Source organism: Bartonella sp. MR90HLJMH (assembly GCF_042194115.1).
Lineage (GTDB): Bacteria > Pseudomonadota > Alphaproteobacteria > Rhizobiales > Rhizobiaceae > Bartonella > Bartonella grahamii.
Genome location: NZ_JBHIMM010000003.1, coordinates 1 through 17355 on the forward strand (window position 1 = coordinate 1; position 17355 = coordinate 17355).

The 17355-nt window shown below is 39.1% G+C and carries 24 protein-coding genes and 1 pseudogene; 7 read left to right on the forward strand and 18 right to left on the reverse strand.

The window, feature by feature from the left end:
• The 3 genes from ACFIJ9_RS02495 to ACFIJ9_RS02505 all read right to left on the reverse strand — a co-directional run.
• On the reverse strand, positions 1-1736 hold a 1736-nt coding region (locus ACFIJ9_RS02495; RefSeq protein ID WP_375635666.1), incomplete at its 3' end, for a portal protein.
• Positions 1721-3049: a PBSX family phage terminase large subunit gene (locus tag ACFIJ9_RS02500; protein WP_375635667.1), complete on the reverse strand. Its 1329-nt coding sequence runs from the start codon at positions 3047-3049 to the stop codon at positions 1721-1723. The genes ACFIJ9_RS02495 and ACFIJ9_RS02500, both read right to left, overlap by 16 nt.
• Entirely contained in the window at positions 3030-3362 is a 333-nt protein-coding gene (locus tag ACFIJ9_RS02505) for a hypothetical protein (protein ID WP_375635668.1), read from the reverse strand. Before ACFIJ9_RS02505 ends, ACFIJ9_RS02500 begins: the two co-directional genes overlap by 20 nt.
• Positions 3363-3566: 204 nt before the next feature.
• On the opposite strand from ACFIJ9_RS02505, the gene ACFIJ9_RS02510 reads away from it, so the two are divergent.
• On the forward strand, positions 3567-4190 hold the full coding sequence (locus ACFIJ9_RS02510; RefSeq protein WP_015856175.1) for a hypothetical protein: 624 nt from the start codon (positions 3567-3569) through the stop codon (positions 4188-4190).
• Positions 4191-4199: 9 nt separating this feature from the next.
• Here the strand turns inward: ACFIJ9_RS02510 and ACFIJ9_RS02515 are convergent, their stop codons facing one another.
• From ACFIJ9_RS02515 to ACFIJ9_RS02560, 10 genes are all read right to left on the reverse strand, one after another.
• Entirely contained in the window at positions 4200-4730 is a 531-nt protein-coding gene (locus ACFIJ9_RS02515; protein ID WP_375635669.1) for a hypothetical protein, read from the reverse strand.
• Positions 4717-5055, reverse strand: coding sequence for a hypothetical protein (locus ACFIJ9_RS02520; protein ID WP_375635670.1), 339 nt, complete (start codon positions 5053-5055; stop codon positions 4717-4719). Before ACFIJ9_RS02520 ends, ACFIJ9_RS02515 begins: the two co-directional genes overlap by 14 nt.
• A gap of 14 nt (positions 5056-5069) precedes the next feature.
• Complete coding sequence (gene ssb / locus ACFIJ9_RS02525) at positions 5070-5510, reverse strand: single-stranded DNA-binding protein (protein WP_375635671.1); 441 nt, start codon at positions 5508-5510, stop codon at positions 5070-5072.
• Between the two features lie 308 nt (positions 5511-5818).
• Entirely contained in the window at positions 5819-6592 is a 774-nt protein-coding gene (locus ACFIJ9_RS02530) for a hypothetical protein (RefSeq protein ID WP_375635672.1), read from the reverse strand.
• 84 nt (positions 6593-6676) lie between these two features.
• A complete protein-coding gene (locus tag ACFIJ9_RS02535; RefSeq protein WP_375635673.1) occupies positions 6677-7201 on the reverse strand; it encodes a hypothetical protein in 525 nt (174 codons plus the stop codon).
• A 345-nt stretch (positions 7202-7546) separates the two neighbouring features.
• Positions 7547-8002: a hypothetical protein gene (locus tag ACFIJ9_RS02540; protein ID WP_375635674.1), complete on the reverse strand. Its 456-nt coding sequence runs from the start codon at positions 8000-8002 to the stop codon at positions 7547-7549.
• Positions 7989-8318, reverse strand: a complete 330-nt coding sequence (locus ACFIJ9_RS02545) for a hypothetical protein (RefSeq protein ID WP_375635675.1) — start codon at positions 8316-8318, stop codon at positions 7989-7991. Before ACFIJ9_RS02545 ends, ACFIJ9_RS02540 begins: the two co-directional genes overlap by 14 nt.
• A gap of 197 nt (positions 8319-8515) precedes the next feature.
• A complete protein-coding gene (locus tag ACFIJ9_RS02550) occupies positions 8516-8962 on the reverse strand; it encodes a hypothetical protein (protein WP_208431280.1) in 447 nt (148 codons plus the stop codon).
• Positions 8922-9986: a hypothetical protein gene (locus tag ACFIJ9_RS02555; RefSeq protein WP_375635676.1), complete on the reverse strand. Its 1065-nt coding sequence runs from the start codon at positions 9984-9986 to the stop codon at positions 8922-8924. The genes ACFIJ9_RS02550 and ACFIJ9_RS02555 overlap by 41 nt, the downstream gene beginning before the upstream one ends.
• Positions 9976-10449 (reverse strand): crossover junction endodeoxyribonuclease RuvC, encoded by a 474-nt coding sequence (locus ACFIJ9_RS02560; protein ID WP_375635677.1) that lies wholly within the window; start codon positions 10447-10449, stop codon positions 9976-9978. The genes ACFIJ9_RS02555 and ACFIJ9_RS02560 overlap by 11 nt, the downstream gene beginning before the upstream one ends.
• A 75-nt stretch (positions 10450-10524) precedes the next feature.
• On the opposite strand from ACFIJ9_RS02560, the gene ACFIJ9_RS02565 reads away from it, so the two are divergent.
• Positions 10525-11349 (forward strand): hypothetical protein, encoded by an 825-nt coding sequence (locus ACFIJ9_RS02565; protein WP_375635678.1) that lies wholly within the window; start codon positions 10525-10527, stop codon positions 11347-11349.
• On the opposite strand, the gene ACFIJ9_RS02570 is transcribed toward ACFIJ9_RS02565, so the two are convergent.
• The 5 genes and pseudogenes from ACFIJ9_RS02570 to ACFIJ9_RS02590 all read right to left on the reverse strand — a co-directional run bounded on the left by ACFIJ9_RS02570 (position 11323) and on the right by ACFIJ9_RS02590 (position 14035).
• The gene (locus ACFIJ9_RS02570) at positions 11323-11961 is read right to left on the reverse strand and encodes a hypothetical protein (RefSeq protein WP_375635679.1); all 639 of its coding nucleotides are present in this window, start codon (positions 11959-11961) and stop codon (positions 11323-11325) included. The two genes, ACFIJ9_RS02565 and ACFIJ9_RS02570, sit on opposite strands and share 27 nt — an antisense overlap.
• Before the next feature lie 10 nt (positions 11962-11971).
• Complete coding sequence (locus tag ACFIJ9_RS02575; RefSeq protein ID WP_375635680.1) at positions 11972-12775, reverse strand: hypothetical protein; 804 nt, start codon at positions 12773-12775, stop codon at positions 11972-11974.
• An 11-nt stretch (positions 12776-12786) separates the two neighbouring features.
• Complete coding sequence (locus ACFIJ9_RS02580) at positions 12787-13122, reverse strand: dATP/dGTP diphosphohydrolase domain-containing protein (RefSeq protein ID WP_375635830.1); 336 nt, start codon at positions 13120-13122, stop codon at positions 12787-12789.
• 213 nt (positions 13123-13335) lie between these two features.
• A pseudogene (locus ACFIJ9_RS02585) lies at positions 13336-13707 on the reverse strand (hypothetical protein); the annotation flags it as partial.
• Positions 13708-13717: 10 nt separating this feature from the next.
• Positions 13718-14035 (reverse strand): hypothetical protein, encoded by a 318-nt coding sequence (locus ACFIJ9_RS02590; protein WP_375635831.1) that lies wholly within the window; start codon positions 14033-14035, stop codon positions 13718-13720.
• 105 nt (positions 14036-14140) lie between these two features.
• Between ACFIJ9_RS02590 and ACFIJ9_RS02595 the strand changes: the two genes are divergently transcribed.
• The 5 genes from ACFIJ9_RS02595 to ACFIJ9_RS02615 all read left to right on the forward strand — a co-directional run bounded on the left by ACFIJ9_RS02595 (position 14141) and on the right by ACFIJ9_RS02615 (position 17355).
• Positions 14141-14473, forward strand: a complete 333-nt coding sequence (locus ACFIJ9_RS02595; RefSeq protein WP_375626997.1) for a hypothetical protein — start codon at positions 14141-14143, stop codon at positions 14471-14473.
• Positions 14474-14700: 227 nt separating this feature from the next.
• Positions 14701-15081 carry a hypothetical protein gene (locus ACFIJ9_RS02600; RefSeq protein ID WP_375635681.1) on the forward strand — a complete coding sequence of 127 codons (381 nt, stop codon included), beginning with the start codon at positions 14701-14703 and terminating at the stop codon, positions 15079-15081.
• Between the two features lie 113 nt (positions 15082-15194).
• The gene (locus ACFIJ9_RS02605; protein ID WP_375635682.1) at positions 15195-15740 is read left to right on the forward strand and encodes a hypothetical protein; all 546 of its coding nucleotides are present in this window, start codon (positions 15195-15197) and stop codon (positions 15738-15740) included.
• Positions 15737-16456, forward strand: coding sequence for a hypothetical protein (locus ACFIJ9_RS02610; RefSeq protein WP_375635683.1), 720 nt, complete (start codon positions 15737-15739; stop codon positions 16454-16456). Before ACFIJ9_RS02605 ends, ACFIJ9_RS02610 begins: the two co-directional genes overlap by 4 nt.
• A 71-nt stretch (positions 16457-16527) precedes the next feature.
• Positions 16528-17355, forward strand: a complete 828-nt coding sequence (locus ACFIJ9_RS02615) for a RecT family recombinase (RefSeq protein WP_375635684.1) — start codon at positions 16528-16530, stop codon at positions 17353-17355.

Sequence of the window (17355 nt, forward strand, 5' to 3'; positions counted from 1 at the left end):
TGGAACTTCTCACTGACACGATTAAGCAATGACGCCGGCAATGGAGAATAACGAAGTAGATCAAGCATAATATCCGGCGTAATCGCATTTTGAAGCAATGGAAGCAGTTGTGTGATAATGCCAAAGGTGCGTTCTTTCTCATTCGGGCTGGTTGGCGCATCATCGACAACAATGTCATACTCAACACTCGTTACTTCTTCACGCGTCAAAGGAATATATTGCGCATTCTCCTCACCAGATATCCGTACCAAACGACCATCGGACAAGTAATTCTGTATCAAGTGCAAAATAATCTTACCTTGCCGCTTGCGGTACAAACGTAAACCATCAAACAGACAAGCAAGCAGATTTAAACTGGATTGGCGTCGTTGTGCCTCCAAAATACCGGCTTGTGTCACTTCTCTTGTGCCAATGAATTCGGGCGATAAACCAGTCACCTGATTAATTGCTTCCTTAGCTTCATTAAACAGCTGGAAAAAGCCTTGTGGAAACTGTGCTACGGGTTTGGGTTGGATCTTTCCTTGTGCCAATGCGTTAGGTTTAACCCATGTAATACTGTCTGACCGGCTTAAACTTTTTGCTGCTTCTCTCTCATCCTTAAATGCACCACTCTCTGCCATTATCCCGCCTTTGGATTGGCTATTAAGGATATACATCACTTGACTGAAATATTTATTCGCCCACCGTTGAGGGTCTTTTGTAGGACGCACAACACCATAAAATTGCCGTTCTATCTTGTCAAAATAACCGGTAATACACTCCCAACCCAATTGACCAGCTGGAACCATGGGTTGATCGGGCGATTCAAGCAATTTCCTCCCTAAAAAAGCACGCCTTACAACCTTTTTATTGAAAGCTGCCCCTTGAATATTAGGCATCATGCATTGGAACCGCTTAAATTCCTCTTCGCTATAGTCACGAAGTTCCCCCGTTTCTAAATCAGGTGCCTTGTAATATCGCTCGCTTTCAAACCAACGGCATTCAACAAGCGTGACCATCCGACGACCATTTTCAACATCAATGCTCCCCTCATCACTGTAATAATCAAGATCATTATGGTGAACACCTTCATGAGAACTCCCATCCCTTGCCCAATCTGCACTCAGCTCTGTCCAATGAGATTTGGGAAACATCTGCTTGGCTACTTCCAAAGGCTTGCGGTCCACATACCACAAACGTTGCGCATCGGTTAAGTTCGGTTGCACCGCTGCACTGTCCCAAACCATTTTTAAAGGATCTAAACGCGTAATTACCGGTTCACCATCAAAGCTGTTTTCATAATCAAGACGCGTATCAGTCCACCCCATGCCGCAGATAACCGCATCTTGGAAAGCGTCACTATCAGCGTATTCTGCATGCGCCATGTCCCGAAACCATTCTGCCGCACCGGTAAGCAGTTCACTAGGCAATGCCTTACCTACTTGACGTGGAATAAACTGCACTTCGCGCTTGTTATTGCGCTCTGACCCCACAACGGCATTGACCAATGGGGCAATACGATTAAAGGTCATAACGGGGCGGCGTTGCTCTTTTAACGCCGCTAAATCAGCCTCATTCCACTGATCACCATTGTAAAAACGAAAATCCTCCCGCGCATGTTCACGCCATTTATTCACATGCTCCACATCTTCTTTGTACCAACTGACAAGCTTGCGAAATAAGCCTTCTGTCGACAGATCTGATGCGTTACTTTCTTTATCTAAATGCTCTTCATCATACATCATTCTGCCATCCATGAGGTACTCTCATATTCCGTTCTGCCGCTATAAGCTGGTCGCCTTTGTATCGTCGGAGGTTCTTCATAAGCCACGCACATCAATCCAAAGGCATCTGCTCCATGACTGGACCAATCATGCTCTGCTCCCAAGCCAATATTGCGCTTCTCATCCCATTTCTCATGATACCAATTCAGCGCCTTACGCCCTGCTACCGTCGTCTTTTCATTGAACCAAACAGACGGCAAAATACGACGCACCGCCTCTATACGCATCTTAACCGCCCCTGCTCCCTGATTGGGAACAACCTGTGTTTCAAAGCCCGCATCATTTAAAGCACTCTCAAAACTCACATTGTGCACACGGTCTCTGGTCGCACCATCATGGGGCAAAACCATCAGTGCCTTCTCATAACCATTTTGACGTAACCAGCCTATATGTTCCGATAAAGGCTGTCCCTGTGCTTCGTAATAATTAAGCACTCTGATTTCTCGACCAACAAATTGCGCTATCCATATCGCTGTGGCATCTGCCTTAGCACCCGTGCCCCCAATATCCCAAAAGGCGCGTATTTGCATTAAAGGATCACGAGCAACACGCCCTATCCGCCCCTCCTGCTCGGCTGCCAACATTTCCTTTTGATAATAAGCGCCTTGAACCGCTGTAAGATAAGCCCCTTCCCAGATATGCTTATAGGTCTCTGGACGGTTTCTAAGATCATCAAGCCGCGCTTCATTCAAGATCTTGGGAAACTTCGGATTGTCTGACCAGTTGATCTCAACACGCTTAATTGCCTCATTGTCTGAAAAGCGAAACCGCTTCTCAACGGGGGCATTCTCTCGCAATGGGTTCCATGTCACCCATAACTCTGCTCTCCACCCCTCTCCCTCTTCACGCAACGTCGGTATAAGCGTTTGCCAAGCTGTCTCTGTAACGGGCTCTGCCTCATCAACCCAACAAAGCAAAATACGCCCCATGGATTTGATACTTGCAATATTCCGGTCAAGTCCAGAAAACTGAAAGGCTATACGACCATCAATCGACTTAATCGACGACTCCCCAACCTTGTAATAGTCCTTTAAAAAGTCATGCGCTTCAATGGCGCGCTTAATTTCCTCCAATGAACTTTCTGCCAAAGAATTCTGAAACTGACGTGCACAAAGAATAGTTCCTGATATCCCTTGCATACCAAATTGATAGCCTTTTAAAGCAGCCATCAAGGCAAATGATCTTGTCTTTCCAGACCCTCTCCCTCCCCATGCCGCCCGTACCAAAGCGTCCCCTGCAAAAATAGGAATGAGTTTTGGTACAATACTAATCTGTCGTGTTGTCATTGACCAAAGGCGCGATTTCTACACGCGTTATCACCTTAATGGCTCCCCCATCTTCACCTGTTACCTGTAAAGGCAACACCTTACCAAGCAACGCTAAATAAGCAGCGGGGCATTCCATAGCCTGCTTTTCCAAATAAGAAATCAAACCATCATTGCCAATTTTATTCCCAGCATTCTCAGCAGCCTTAACCACTGCTTCTTTTAAAATGCGCGTCATCTTATTCGGAACGCCTTTGACACGCCCTTGACCTGCCTTTGGGGGTATACGCTTTTTAATCGGTTGTGGAGCCTGCTGTGTATTTTCTGATGTCATAAAATACGCCCTCCAAATAATAAAAAACCCCGCATTTGCGGGGATTCCAAACTGCACTGCCTCTCGTCTAGACAAAATACGCCTAAGTACAGCAATGTCATTAAATACGATTTGCTACACTTTGTCAACACTAAAATAACACATATTGATAACTTCAAAGGGAATCAGTTAAACAGCGCTTATAATAATTAGGGATTCAAAACGATGAAATCATTATCCATAACACGCATCATAACATTTATAGCTTTCTTTTCTATATCAGCGCTACCTGCATCAGCGTCATTTGGATTTATAGACAAATTGACGCGTATGTTTACAAGTGTAGATACTAAAGAGAAGTATAATCAACTTTACAACAAATACGTAAGTGAATCATATATTGGCTCTATGCATTCTGAAAAGATACGCAAAGCAGAAGAACTTTCACTCAGCACGGGCACAGAATATTCGTTTTTTAAACAGGAAGATATATTGTATCGTCACATATCAGTTGTTGGTTGTGCATCCCTTATGAGTTTATTGCGGGGTGATTATAATAAGGAGATGTCGCAAATGGATCTACCCAATGTAATAAAGCGTTTACGCGATGAATATGATTGGAGTGAAAGCGATTTTATGTGGGCATACGACGTGGTCAATGATAACGAGGATCCAATGATTTATTATGCAAAAAAATTTATGATGGCTATAGATAAGCGTTCCGATTTAAGAAAAGAACAAGTAAATAACATAGTATCTCAAGTGAAAAGAAATGATCATAAAAGTTTAAAGGAATCCATTGAATTTTGCAGAAACTTACAAACGATATACAATATAATGAAACCGTAATAGAGATTGTCATTTACGATCAAAATGTTTCTGAAGAGCATTAAGAGCAACACGTAATGAATTCACAAGATATGGTAGCATTTGATCTTCTATCACGAGGTACTGTAGTGCTGCGTGAAGATTGTACTGTCTATAGAGGCATTGTGCTTCTTTTATTGCCTCTTGCATATTGAAAAACTGCTCTGTAGCAAATTCTACCCATTTGTCTCTTGCCTTATCATCTGATGATGAGGGCATCTCATCATAAACAGCACTTGGAAAGCCTTTTGCACAAAGGTAATCGTTTCTGATCTGTAGATATTGTTGCGCGGCGTCATATTGCTCTTGTGTAAGCACACCTTGCAAACAAAGTCGCCCTATGTAAGTACCAGAGAGTGGATTTTTTGCCTCTTGTAGCGTTAAACCGAAGCGCTTTGCACGCATTTCTATTGCCAATTTATCAACGGCTTCACGTAGTGCTTTTGCACGTGATATACGTCCATTTGGTTCTCTTACCTGCCCTGCTATTTTAGGGCGTCCCCTTTTTTTATTTTTTTTCACAGATAACCTCAGACACCTGTTTAACGTTTTCCCAAATTTTCTCTGAGTTTGACCGTGTCTCTCCACCCAAAATCACTACAAATAACAGTAACACTACTGATATACCAAAGGCTGCTAATTTTTTCCAATCATCATCATCACGTATCATCCACACGAAGATAATGACCATCATTACAATTAGAAAGTCTGATGATATATTACAGAATGTCTCAATCTTATTATTATGTTGTAATGATTTTATCTCTTGCTCTGTAATAGTATAGTTATAAACTGGCTTAGATTTACAGATTGCACTAAAGGTATGGAGCGGCGGCTTATCAGACATTTAAATACCCTCTATTAAAAAGGAACACTGTCATTCATAACGGTATGGGGTGTATCAAGAGGTCTGTAAATGCTTCTGTCATAAGTTGATGACGGCTCTTGATTATCATCATTTTTGCCATCTAAAAGCTTTAACTCGCCTTTGTACTGAGGCAATATGACTTCTGTTACATACCGTTCAACACCGTTTTTATCTTGCCATTTACGAGTTTGTAGTCGCCCCTCGATATAAACTTTGCTACCTTTACTGAGATACTGAAGTGCTACTTTTGCCAAATGTGGATTAAACACCACAATGGAATGCCATTCAGTTTTGTCTACTTTCTTATTGGTTGCCTTGTCTGTATAGCTCTCAGACGTTGCCATTCGAAAATTGACCACCTCGATGCCAGATGACATTGTTTTGCTTTCTGGATTGGCACCTAAATGACCAATTAAAATCACTTTATTAAGCATTTGTTTTCTGTCCTTTAATGGAAAATAGTACTTAGAACAAAACAAACTCACAACTGATGATAGTATAACACATTATGGGGTGTAATTACAAACGAAATTTATTATAACCCACTGAATCTAAAGAATGAATCTCATTTTTATTTTACTTAACAGCTTGCGTTTTGATACGTTTTGTGTAATAAGGAGACGTTCTTTTATATTTCGATTGGTTATTTTAATCGTTTATTTAGATCGCTAGCTGTTTTGATAATAAAAGCCGTGTCTTAAAGGACGCGGCTTTTTTGCTATAAAGAAGCCCCCCGCGTTATTTAAGCAGCGTCTTTTAGTGACAGATTATCATCACAGATATCATTACGAATTTTTGCACGGCTATTGACAACAGCATTGCCATAAATTTGCACATGATGATCAATATTTGATTTGCCATAGACCTTGGCATGATCATAAATCCTTACAAAGCAACCAACACGAGCCGAGCCAGAAACCTTGGCATGACCATAGATACTTGAATAATCCTTAATCCAGGCATTACAAAAAACATGGGCATTATCATAAACGCGTGCCCAGACATAAATGCGTGACTTGCCATACACATGGGCATTGCCAAAAATATAGCCACAAACATAGGCACTTTCATAGACACGGGCATTGTCATAAACCTTGGCACCATTAGAAATAGTAGCATTATCACTAATTACGGCATTACCATAAACATGCCCACAGACCTTAGCGTTATCATGAATTTTTGCGTTATCATAAATATGAGCGGTTGTATCAAAAACCAATGCCTTGCCATTAACGATAGCATTGCCATACACCTTGGCACCTCTAAAGATTTTAGCATCATTATAAATTTTAGCATTTTCATAAACAGTTGCATCGAAAAGAACCGCGGCATTATCATAGACCCAGCAATTGCCATCATGGGATAAGTTACTTTCATTTTCAATAAAACCGCCGAGGTCTCCCGCCTTAACATCATCAAAATCTCTTAGAGCACGTATGCGGTGTAAAGTAAGACCATCAAAAGTGAAGTTTTCATTAGTAAATTCATATTTTTTAGATACAGTTGTAGTGGTCATAGGTAGCTCCCTAATCTAATATTCAAACAAATTTTTAAATGAAATGGTTATAAGGAGGCGCCCCCGCCGCGCCCGCGCCGTTATTTAAGCTGTTTTCCTATGAGGACGACACATAACAAAGCAAATTTCACCATAAGGAGAAAGGCGTTCTGTATAAACATTCTTCATTGTGTCACCACAAATATTCTTAGTAACAATAGCCATGCCACATGCATTGGCATTTTCATAAACATGCACTTTACTTACAATTTTTGCACTATCGAAAACATGGGCATTATCATACACATGGGCATTGGCAAAAACCTTTGCTGAATCGTAGACGCGAGCATTACCATATACAAAACCACCAACACCTGCATTGCCATAAACCTGCGCATTTTCGTAAACACGACCAGGGCTCACAACAATGGCCTGATCACCAACCCAGCAATTACCATCATGGGAAAGATTTTCTTCAGATTCAATATAGCCACCAAGTTGACCAGCTTTAACATCACCAAAATCTCTTAACGCCTTAATGCGATAAAGTTTTTTACCCTCACGAAGAATTGTTTGATTGGTGAGTTGATATTTTGGAGATGTTTTTTGATTTTTAACTGTAGCTTTCATGCTAGTAATCCTATTCAATAGAGTTTTTAATTGACAACCCTAAAAGGGCGCCGGGCGCTAAAAACACGGTGAATAGTCCGCCGCTATGCTTTTCCCTCGCGAAGGGTATTGTATGGCATAGCTACACCCGACATAATCATTATACGCTCTTAAAGCATAAAAGAAAGCCAGTCTTTTAAAGAAATGGGAGAAACCTTATCGTGGTTTACTCGCTATTCATATAGTGTTTTTAGCACTTGACGCCTTTCTAAACGAACCTTTCCTTAATGTCAATACGTATTTTTTATTTTTTTCAATTTTTTCATTTTGATACCTACCTAGTTGAATATCAAGTGCTTTTAAATTTTACTTTTGGTTTTTAGTATAAAAATGTAGTGCGTAAATGGACATGTTTATTAAACTGCGTGTATGCAACATGAGAAAGAATGAATAAATTAAAAAAAAGTACCAAATAACGATATCTAAATACCAAAATACAGTATAACTATTTGGAAAAATTAAAACGACAAGTGCTAAACTTATTAGCTTTAAGAGTCGGTGCATATACTGTTGTAAATCACGTGTTAATATCTTCCAACCTGTTGTATCATCATCTTTTTTATATTTTGGATTGTTCTGCAACTCAAAAGGAATATGAGAATTGCATAAAATTACAAAAATATTTGTTATTATTATCAAACCAAAAGATGCAAATATCAAAATACCTTGGATAAAGTAGGGATTTTTTTTAATTCCTAAAAAGCATAAAAATATAAAAATTATAATACCAAACAAGGCTCTTAGCTGCTTATCTGTAAACATATTTATTTCCTGCGGTTTTTGATAATTTTTTGATCTCTTTATTGATCTCGTCTATAAGAGGTTCGTAATTGAGAACGCTTTGCGGAATACCACCCCCATAAACCCATGCTTTCACTTGCGCCTTGGTACTGTAATCAACTTTACAAGGCATCTCATGATACTGACCACCGTCAAATTCTTCGTATTCTCTTGTGCCATCATCATATTCGTAAAGATTATAAAAATACTCTGCTACCCCTAATCCCCATGGTGCATGACCGACCGCCGTTGCAACCCACTTTTTTTGCCCTTTCTGTTTACGTTTTTTTAAAAACATCTGGTTTAATATCCCCTATCTAAATCCATAACTTTACCAATGGGTTTATTTGCCTCAAAATGGACTGTACAGAAGCGTTTTTAATTTCAATGTGGTTTTTATCATAAAATCTTTAAATCGCTCTGTACGGTGCCTTTCTGTCAATTTAAACGCATGTCTATTCTCAAAATCATCAGCAAATTTCACTACTTTGCTGTTTATCCTTCAATGCCCTTTAAAACCTCTTCAAGACTTCTATGAGGCTTTTCAATGCGTTCTGATGGCATCGGTGCCTTTTGATTTGTTCCCTTTTCAGGCTTTTCAAGATTCCTAAGAATGTGTTTTGCACGAAAGCGAATATCGCTTTCAAGCTTTTCGCAGTAACGATAAAAATCTGCTGTTGAGGGCATAAAGGTTGCATTCAAGCCCTCGGCTTTGCCTTTCAAAGCGTTCTTTGTTGCCGTTTGCAATACCCAGCTGCTTATGCCTTCAAGAGCGTAAAGATACGCAAGCGCTGTCGCTTTTTCATCTGATCCCATGGGGCTCTTAAGTCCATTTGAAAGGACAAGATACGTTGTTTGAATTTCTTCTTCAGTCGCTTTCTTTTCAAGCTTTTGCAATGCATCATGGACTAATGAGGTAATTCTCTCCGCTTCTGCAATCAATGGTTTTTGCCCCGTTTTCCAAAGGAATGGTGGTTCGGTTGTCATCCTCGAATAAAAATTTGTACACACTATCTGAATTTTTGATATTGGACATGTGCTGTGCAACGCGATAACTCCATCCACGCTGCTGTTCTGTTGTTTCAGTGCTTGGCTTTCCATAGTTTTTTCCTTTCTGTAAATCTTCAATTGCCTTGCGTACCCAATTGCGCCATGTTGCTTGCCAATCCGTTTTGCATGCGTCCTTACCTGCCTTGGCATTCCAATAATCTCTAAATTTTGCGATTTCGACTTTCACACGCTCTGGAGGCAAGCCCTCTCTAATCGCAAAATCGCAATCGGGTTCAAAATCCGCAGGCAATCGACAGCCTCTATCGGTTTTAACCCGCTTGGCTTTCTTAGGAACGCTTTCTTGCTCGTGAATGATTGGTTGGTTGGTTTCTAACGTTTCGATTTGTTCTGATTGGCTGTCAACAGCAGCAACCTCAGTTGGCTCTTGAACCAAATTAGTTGTTTCTAAACTTTCAGAACCAATTTCTTTTTTTGCTAAAACGATAGTTTTAGTTTTTTTATATATATTGTTATTGTTAATGTTATTGGCATCATTTAGCATTGCATATGCATTACTTGTGCATTGCTCATGCATTGCACGTGCATCATCATTACTTTTATCTTTGTTTTTATCCCATCTAGCTTTTGCTGCTTTTGAAGCCTTTTCCGAAGCTTTATCTAAATTCTCATTAGAGTTATTGAGTTCTTCCTCAACATCTAAATTCCATAAGCGACCATCTGCTAAACGAATGAGATATCCTTCTTCAAGCAAAACATTCAGTGCCGCTTCAAACTTCTTCACTGAATAACCAGTGTAATGAGATAAAACTTTAATATTATAAAAAAGAGGTTCACCAGTACGCAACATACGTAACCGTAATCGCATATAGATATTGCCCTCTACAGCAGGCAAATAATCAACAACTATTGCCCACTTGTCTGCAAAAAGCCTCGTCCATGGTAATTTACTGGACATACCCCAATTCCCTTTCTTTAACTAAATATAAAATTGCTAAAGCATCTGCTTCGTTATCATCTTTCGGATTGTGCCCTTTTGCACGCACCGCCTTAATCATCTCTTCTTTCGACGCATTCCCCTTGCCTGTCGTCGCTTTCTTAATCGTACTTACTGGTATTCCCTCATACGGTATCTGATGATGTTCACACCACGCCGTTAACGTTGCTAACAAACCTCCGTAAACATGCGCTGCATCCGTGCCAACATGACGCCTCACCTCCTCAAAATACACTGCGTCAATTTGACCTGCTGTCTGCTTTATTTCTGATAGCCATTGTTTAAAACGCAAGTAACGCATTCCACCGCCTTCAAAACGGCGTGATTGAAAATTCACGGTACCACTGAACATGTCACCACTTGCACCACGTATCGCCCACCCCGTTTTGGTACCTAGATCAAAACAAAGAATCGTGTTAATCACAGCGCTACTCCATACACAATGTGTTTTATTAGGTTGTTTTTTTCCGAAAATGAAAGAAAGAACGGTGTGTAAAATATGCAAGCAGTTTTAAATTGGATAGAACAGCATCCTGTATTATTTTCAGCGTTTTCTGTATTATTTTCAGCACTTTCTTCGGTTGGTGCTTTATTATCAGCAATTTTTGCTTTTCGTTCTATTAAACAGACATTGAAATTAAGAAAGGAAGACAAAATAGAAGCTGAAAAATTAAGAAAAGAAGATCTAGAAAAGTTTAAAGCTGAATTAGCTAATGCCATGAACATAGCTAAATCAACTAAACAACAAGCACAAGCGCTAGAAAAGCTTACCAACGTTCTAGAAAAACAGACAGAAATTTTAGAGCAAAGAAAACTTAATGTTTTGTCACAATATATGCGAACATATAAAGATCCCGATAGTGACGTATTTTTATTCATCGATATAGCTTTATTCATTGCAAATCCTACAAAACAACCAATTACAATCAATTCGATTAGTATAAATAAAGACAGCCTTTTTAGATTTATTCATGCAACATATAGTATATCCTATCCTTTTCCTCCTTATAAAAAGGTACACACCATCTCCCCCAAAAATTTCAAACTTCTCTGTTTTAAAAAACCTAAAGTAGAACCTAAAATATATGATACTCTTAATGTATTTAGCCTTGATGTTTCCGGCTCGCTATACTTGGTTCTTACTATCGTACCTATAAATAATAATACACCATCTAGACTAACATTCACTTTAGAACACACTGCCGTAGATCCTCAAAATCCACCAGAAAAAGTGAATTTTCCCGTCCGCGATATTCAATACTTTGAACCAGAACCAGAGCTCTTACAGCTGTTACGTTCAAAGAATAATGGTTTTCCAATTTGAACAATAACGCTGTTGTTCCTCAATACTTTTTTCAGCCAACTCAGCCCATGTCAGTGGCTTTGGCCTCACAAGATGAAATAATAAATATTGCGATCTATCCCATTTATTAACTTCTTCAATTGTAACGGTTTTTTTTGCCATAAACCATGTATGGACATCGTTAATAATTTGAATTGCTTCATTCTTTCTCTGTTCATCCATCATTAATTGTTGCAATATCTTTCGTGCTCTATCATCATCTTTTTCATCACTATATTCATTTATAATTGGAGCTTTGTTTACAAACTCTCTTACAAGCGCACGAACATCTTCAGGCTCTTGAAGATTGTCATTAATATTTTCATATTCAGTCAAATATTCTTGCTCTTTAGATTTCTTCTGTTCAGATTCCAACAAACGTTCTTGCACTTCTTTTTGTAATTTTTGTAAATGTTGTATTTTCTCTTCATTTTCTGCTAGCTGTCCTTCCATCAACGCTTTTTGTGACGCTATTAACTCATCTCGTTCTTTTATCGCTTGTCTAAGCATTTTTATGTTTTTAAAATTGGTATAAACCGCATAACATGAACACAAATTAGCAATACAAGATATAATAAGTGCAATTAAGCCCATCCCTCTCTCCTCACTTACCCTTCTTCTTACTCTTCTTATTCTTATGAGCCGGCGCTTTTACTACTTCATCACGCTGTTTAAGCTCTTGTGTTAGTCTTTCAACTTCCTCGTCGCGTGATTGAACATCTGCTTTTAGTGCCTGTATCTTTTCACTGTTCCGTTTAAACTCTTCTCGGTACGCATCTATCTTTTGTTTAAGTTCTTCAATTTCCTCGTCACGTTCTTCAATCTCTTGCTTCAGTTCTTCCATTTCCTCGTCGTCACATTCTTCCATCTTTTGTTTCAGTTCATCAATTTCCTCGTCGCGTTCTTCAATCTCTTGCTTCAATTCTTTAATTTCCTCGTCGCGTAATTGCACATCTACTTCGAGTTCTTTAATTTCTTGCTTCAGTTCTTTAATTTCCTCGTCGTCACATTCTTTCATCTTTTGTTTCAGTTCATCAATTTCCGTATCACGTGATTGAACATCTGCTTTTAGTGCCTGTATCTTTTCACTTTTCCGTTTAAACTCTTCTCGGTACGCATCTATCTTTTGCTTAAGTTCTTCAATTTCCTCGTCACGTTCTTCAATCTCTTGCTTCAGTTCTTCAATTAGCTTGTCGCATTGTTCAAGATCCGCATCACATTGATCAATTGTCTGCTTGCTTTCCTTTAAATACCTAAACTCATTCTCTCTCATTTCTTTCTTAAGATCTTGAACCTGCTCTTTAAGTGCTTTAACTTGGTTGCGATAATGCAATGCAATACGAAACATCACTCCGCTTAAGAGCAAAACTGAAACCACTGCTATCCATAAAATTTCATTCGAACTCATCTTTATCTCCTTTAATTTTTATGAGGGCGGTCATCATGACCAATCTGTTGTGCTTCGCATTCCATTAAAAAAAGAATGCAACAAGCCGCATGTGCCAAGTGTGATAAATCACTCTCAGCATCCTTATGCTCTCCACCAAACCATGCTAATAAATGACGTAAAGCAGCACCGTGTAACCTGCTCCAGTGCATGCCATTACGCCAATTGTTTGCTCCGTACTTCTTTGCCCCAAACTCTAAAACTTTACCGATTTCAAGCAGTGCCAACGGCGGTATAAGCTCTATACGAGGCTTACCAGCATCATCCTTATGCGCTTCGTTTGTGCTATATGAAACGTGTTTACGTATGTAAACTTCGTCGTTATCGCTAACCTCTCCATAGCCACAAACCTTGGTATATCCACAAACCTTGGCATTTCCGTAAACACGAGCATTTTCACAAACCTTAGCATTCCCATACACATGCGCATTGCCATAAACCGAAGCATCATTACTAACACAGACATAGCCACAAACCTTGGCATTGCCATAAACACGGGCATGGTCACTAACATGCGCATGCCCACTAACACGAGCATTTTCATAAACTCTAGCTCTGCCATAAATATGGGCATTGCCATAAACATAGCTATCTCCATAAATAAAAGCATCTATACCAACACGGGCATTGCCATAAACACGGGCGTTTCCATAAACGTTGGCTCCATTAAAAACCCATGCATTTTCATAAACCTTGGCATTATCAAAAACACAAGCCTTCGGAGCAACCCAACATTCACCATGATGACTTAAGTTGCTCTCTTTTTCGATATACCCCCCAATCTCTCCAGCCTTCACATCTCCAAAATCTCTTAAGGCTTTAATACGATGAAGTGTGTGATTACCAAAAACACGTGTCTCATCCGTGAATTCATATTTCTTTTCTACAGCCATCTTTATCTCCTTAAGGCTGCAAAGTCTCACGCGCGCTATCAACGCTGGAACTTTTGCAAATTTTCGTAATTGGGGGGTGTTGCTCTTGCATTAATCTCTGCAAGCGCTCGGGATAAAAAAAATCTTCTGGACGCAAATCTATCCCATGCTCACGTGCATAGTTCAAAAGCATAATTTGGTATTTAGCTGGAATGATGCCGCCTTTACCCTCTCGCTTTTCAAAGGGGTAAGTCCATTTATAAACAGCAGACACATGGCATTGAGAAATCAACGACACACGTTTTGCACCACCTAAATATTTTATAATCATAACTGCTGGAGTAATCATGTAATCCAAAATTTCTGTCATATATTTACGTATTACGCAAATATACGCAAAATTTTCGTAATACGCAATATTGATTATTTAATAATTTTAAGAGAGAAAAATAAAATGGATTTTCAAAAGCTAATAAAAATGTGGATTAATGAAAAATTAAATGAAATGGGGCATGGAAGCCGTAAGGCTTTAGGGCAACATTTAGGATTGAGTCCATCATCTATTACGCGCTTATTATCGATTGATGACTCTGACTCTAAAGCCTACCGTGATATCACCGCAGAAGAGCTAGTGAAGCTACACAGTTTCTTTAAGGAGTATCCTCCGTATCCGGCTTTAAGCAAGATAGATCAAGATTTTTATGATCTATATTCGTCTTGCAATGAAGAAGAACGGAGGGCAGTTTTAGCGTTTCTTCATACTTTAATCGAATCAAAAAAGCGATAACTGCTATTTTTTCTTCATTTGACAATTGTAAAAATTTTCTTTTGGCAGTCTTATAACCTTTCATAAAATCTCCAAATATCTATAAAAACACACTAATCTTTAGATGAATACTCATAAAATAATTTTCGTTATACGGTATTTTTATGTTGACATTACCGTAAAGCGAAAATATATTCACTCCATATCTTAGAAAATAACTTTTGCCAATAGGCTCTATGGAGGCATTTGTGACAAAACCAGTGTTTATAAAATCTGATGAAATTCTCTTAGTGATGTGCGAAAATGAAGAGCAAAATCTCGCTAAATATGGAACTTTCTTCGAAGAAAAGGACATTATCAATTTTATCGACCAAGCCGATAATGCTGTCCAAATCTTGCGTATTGAACCAACGACTAATCGTTGCGAAGACATCTCTGAAGATATTGCCGAATTCTATCTTAAAGAATGTGAAGAGCAGTGTTTCAACGGAAACATTCCTCACGACTTTGTTACGCATAGTTCAGCATACGGTTTTTTTTTAGATGATATAAAACAGCGCGAATATGATGATGCAATGTATGGTTCTTACGAAAAACAACACCGTTTGCGTCCTTGTGATGTGCTTTAAAAGCTAAAGGCGTTTTTAAAAGACGCCACCTTTTCAAAAAATTCACCACACAATGCAATGCCGTTCTTTTGCAAGAACGACAAAGGCAGAATCTAACTTAAAGGAGTAAAACCATGGAAAAAAAATACGAAATGACTGATGAAACAATCGAAGTTGGGCGCAGAACGCTCCGCCGCATTCGTGCATTAAGGGATTTCGATGATGTCAAGGCTGGTGATCTTGGCGGCTATATCGAGAAAGAAGACAATCTAAGTCATGATGGCAATTGCTGGGTTGGGGGCTATGCCAAGGTTTATGATGATGCTAAGGTTTACGAAAATGCACAAGTTTACGGTTATGCCGAGGTTTACGACAATTCTCGTATTTATGGCAAAGCAGAAGTTTTCGATGAACCATGCATTTACGGTCATGCAGAAGTTTACGGTGAGGCATATATTTGCGGTGAACCGCATGTCTTTGATAATGCAGAAGTTTATGGCAATGCACAAGTTTACGGTGAGGCATACATTTACGACAATTCTCGTATTTATGGAAGTGCACAAGTTTACGGTGATGCGCATGTTTACGGTCATGCAAAAATTTACGGTGATGCATGTGTATGTTGGGACGACTGGATTAATGACAATAGAAGAATCTCAACTAGGAAACAAACCAGATGAGAAAATACGAACTTACTGATGAAACAATTCAGTTTGATGGAAAAACTCTTCACCGTATTCGTGCTTTAAGGGATTTTGATGATGTCAAAAAAGGAGATCTTGGTGGTTTTATTGAAAAGGAATATAACTTAGGTCATAAAGGTAATTGCTGGGTGTATGATGATGCCAAGGTGTATGAAAGCGCTACCATTTTTCATAATGCTAAGATATTTGATGGCGCTTGTATTAGTGGAAATGCTTCAGTTTATTCTGATGCACAAGTTTACAGTCGTGCTGTTGTTTACGGTAATGCCAAGGTTTCTGGTAGAGCACATGTTTTTGGTGATGCTGTTGTTCGCGACAAATCTCATGTTTGCGGTGATGCAGAAGTTTACAATGACGCACGTATTTATGGTGACGCAGCAGTTTTTGAGAATGCACGAATAAAGAATAGTGCCAAGGTTTACGACAATGCTCGTGTATATGGGAACGCAATAATTTGTGGTCCTGCTCTCATTTATAACAATGCTAAAGTTTATGGTGATGTCATTATATCATGCTCCAATTTCACGTATGAGGATGATGTTAATTATGGAAATGTTGAGATTTTTGGAGATGCAAAAGTTTATGATAGTGCTCGCATTTATGACGCAGTCAAGATTTTTAGAAATGCCGAAATTCGTGGATTAGCTAATATTCGCGGAAACACGAGAATTCCTCAAGACATAAAAATTTAACAACCAACCAGCCTTTTAACAGATGCGTGATTCACGACACGGGTGAATTGCGCGCAATGTAGGAAATCAAGATGACAAATTCTACTTTTTTAAAAGAAATGGCAGAAAAATATGGATTTTCTGCTGAAGAATTTCGAGCCACAATCATAAAAACTTGTATTGGAGATAAAAATGCTAGTGTCATCACTGATGCAGAATTTGCCGTTTTTCTTTTTGTTGCCAATACTTATGGACTTAACCCTTTAACAAAAGAAATCTATGCACTCCCTAAAAAAGGCGGCGGCATCATACCCGTTGTTTCTATCGACGGTTGGATAAAGATCATCAAATCAAATCCTGACTTTGATGGCATGACCTTTCAAGATCAACTCAATGAGGATGGGAATATCATTGCTATCAAATGTGCTATTCGTCTCAAAGGCATTAAAGACCCTATCGAAGTCACCGAATATCGCAAAGAATGCGAACAAGCCCACAGTGAACCTTGGAAAAAATACCCCGCACGTATGTTGCGCCATAAAGCCACTATACAATGTGCTCGCTATGCTTTCGGGCTTTCCGGTATTTATGAAGAAGATGAAGCCGCACGTATCCATGAAGCAAACCATAACGTACAAACGAAGTTAGTTTCTTATGACGTGCTTACGCAAATCAAACAATTAATAAACATCACTCAAACAGAAGAAGAAAAAGTGCTTGAGTATGGACGAGTCCAAAAGCTTGAAGATCTTCCTGATGAAAGAGCACAAAGGATTTTGGATGTTTTGCAAAAGAGACAGCATGAAAAAGAACAATCTTTCCTACAACAAAAGCAAATAGAAGCGCCTATACAAGATGCCGAATATATTCACGTCCAAGATATAGAATATGCACCACAAGAACAAAGAACGGTGGTGTGA

Bases quoted from the DNA above. Each gene is read 5' to 3' on its own strand.
- ACFIJ9_RS02500 (WP_375635667.1), bottom strand. From the start codon at position 3,049: ATGACAACACGACAGATTAGTATTGTACCAAAACTCATTCCTATTTTT.
- ACFIJ9_RS02505 (WP_375635668.1), bottom strand. From the start codon at position 3,362: ATGACATCAGAAAATACACAGCAGGCTCCACAACCGATTAAAAAGCGT.
- ACFIJ9_RS02510 (WP_015856175.1), top strand. From the start codon at position 3,567: ATGAAATCATTATCCATAACACGCATCATAACATTTATAGCTTTCTTT.
- ACFIJ9_RS02520 (WP_375635670.1), bottom strand. From the start codon at position 5,055: ATGTCTGATAAGCCGCCGCTCCATACCTTTAGTGCAATCTGTAAATCT.
- ssb (WP_375635671.1), bottom strand. From the start codon at position 5,510: ATGCTTAATAAAGTGATTTTAATTGGTCATTTAGGTGCCAATCCAGAA.
- ACFIJ9_RS02530 (WP_375635672.1), bottom strand. From the start codon at position 6,592: ATGACCACTACAACTGTATCTAAAAAATATGAATTTACTAATGAAAAC.
- ACFIJ9_RS02535 (WP_375635673.1), bottom strand. From the start codon at position 7,201: ATGAAAGCTACAGTTAAAAATCAAAAAACATCTCCAAAATATCAACTC.
- ACFIJ9_RS02540 (WP_375635674.1), bottom strand. From the start codon at position 8,002: ATGTTTACAGATAAGCAGCTAAGAGCCTTGTTTGGTATTATAATTTTT.
- ACFIJ9_RS02545 (WP_375635675.1), bottom strand. From the start codon at position 8,318: ATGTTTTTAAAAAAACGTAAACAGAAAGGGCAAAAAAAGTGGGTTGCA.
- ACFIJ9_RS02555 (WP_375635676.1), bottom strand. From the start codon at position 9,986: ATGTCCAGTAAATTACCATGGACGAGGCTTTTTGCAGACAAGTGGGCA.
- ACFIJ9_RS02565 (WP_375635678.1), top strand. From the start codon at position 10,525: ATGCAAGCAGTTTTAAATTGGATAGAACAGCATCCTGTATTATTTTCA.
- ACFIJ9_RS02570 (WP_375635679.1), bottom strand. From the start codon at position 11,961: ATGGGCTTAATTGCACTTATTATATCTTGTATTGCTAATTTGTGTTCA.
- ACFIJ9_RS02575 (WP_375635680.1), bottom strand. From the start codon at position 12,775: ATGAGTTCGAATGAAATTTTATGGATAGCAGTGGTTTCAGTTTTGCTC.
- ACFIJ9_RS02590 (WP_375635831.1), bottom strand. From the start codon at position 14,035: ATGATTACTCCAGCAGTTATGATTATAAAATATTTAGGTGGTGCAAAA.
- ACFIJ9_RS02595 (WP_375626997.1), top strand. From the start codon at position 14,141: ATGGATTTTCAAAAGCTAATAAAAATGTGGATTAATGAAAAATTAAAT.
- ACFIJ9_RS02605 (WP_375635682.1), top strand. From the start codon at position 15,195: ATGGAAAAAAAATACGAAATGACTGATGAAACAATCGAAGTTGGGCGC.
- ACFIJ9_RS02610 (WP_375635683.1), top strand. From the start codon at position 15,737: ATGAGAAAATACGAACTTACTGATGAAACAATTCAGTTTGATGGAAAA.
- ACFIJ9_RS02615 (WP_375635684.1), top strand. From the start codon at position 16,528: ATGACAAATTCTACTTTTTTAAAAGAAATGGCAGAAAAATATGGATTT.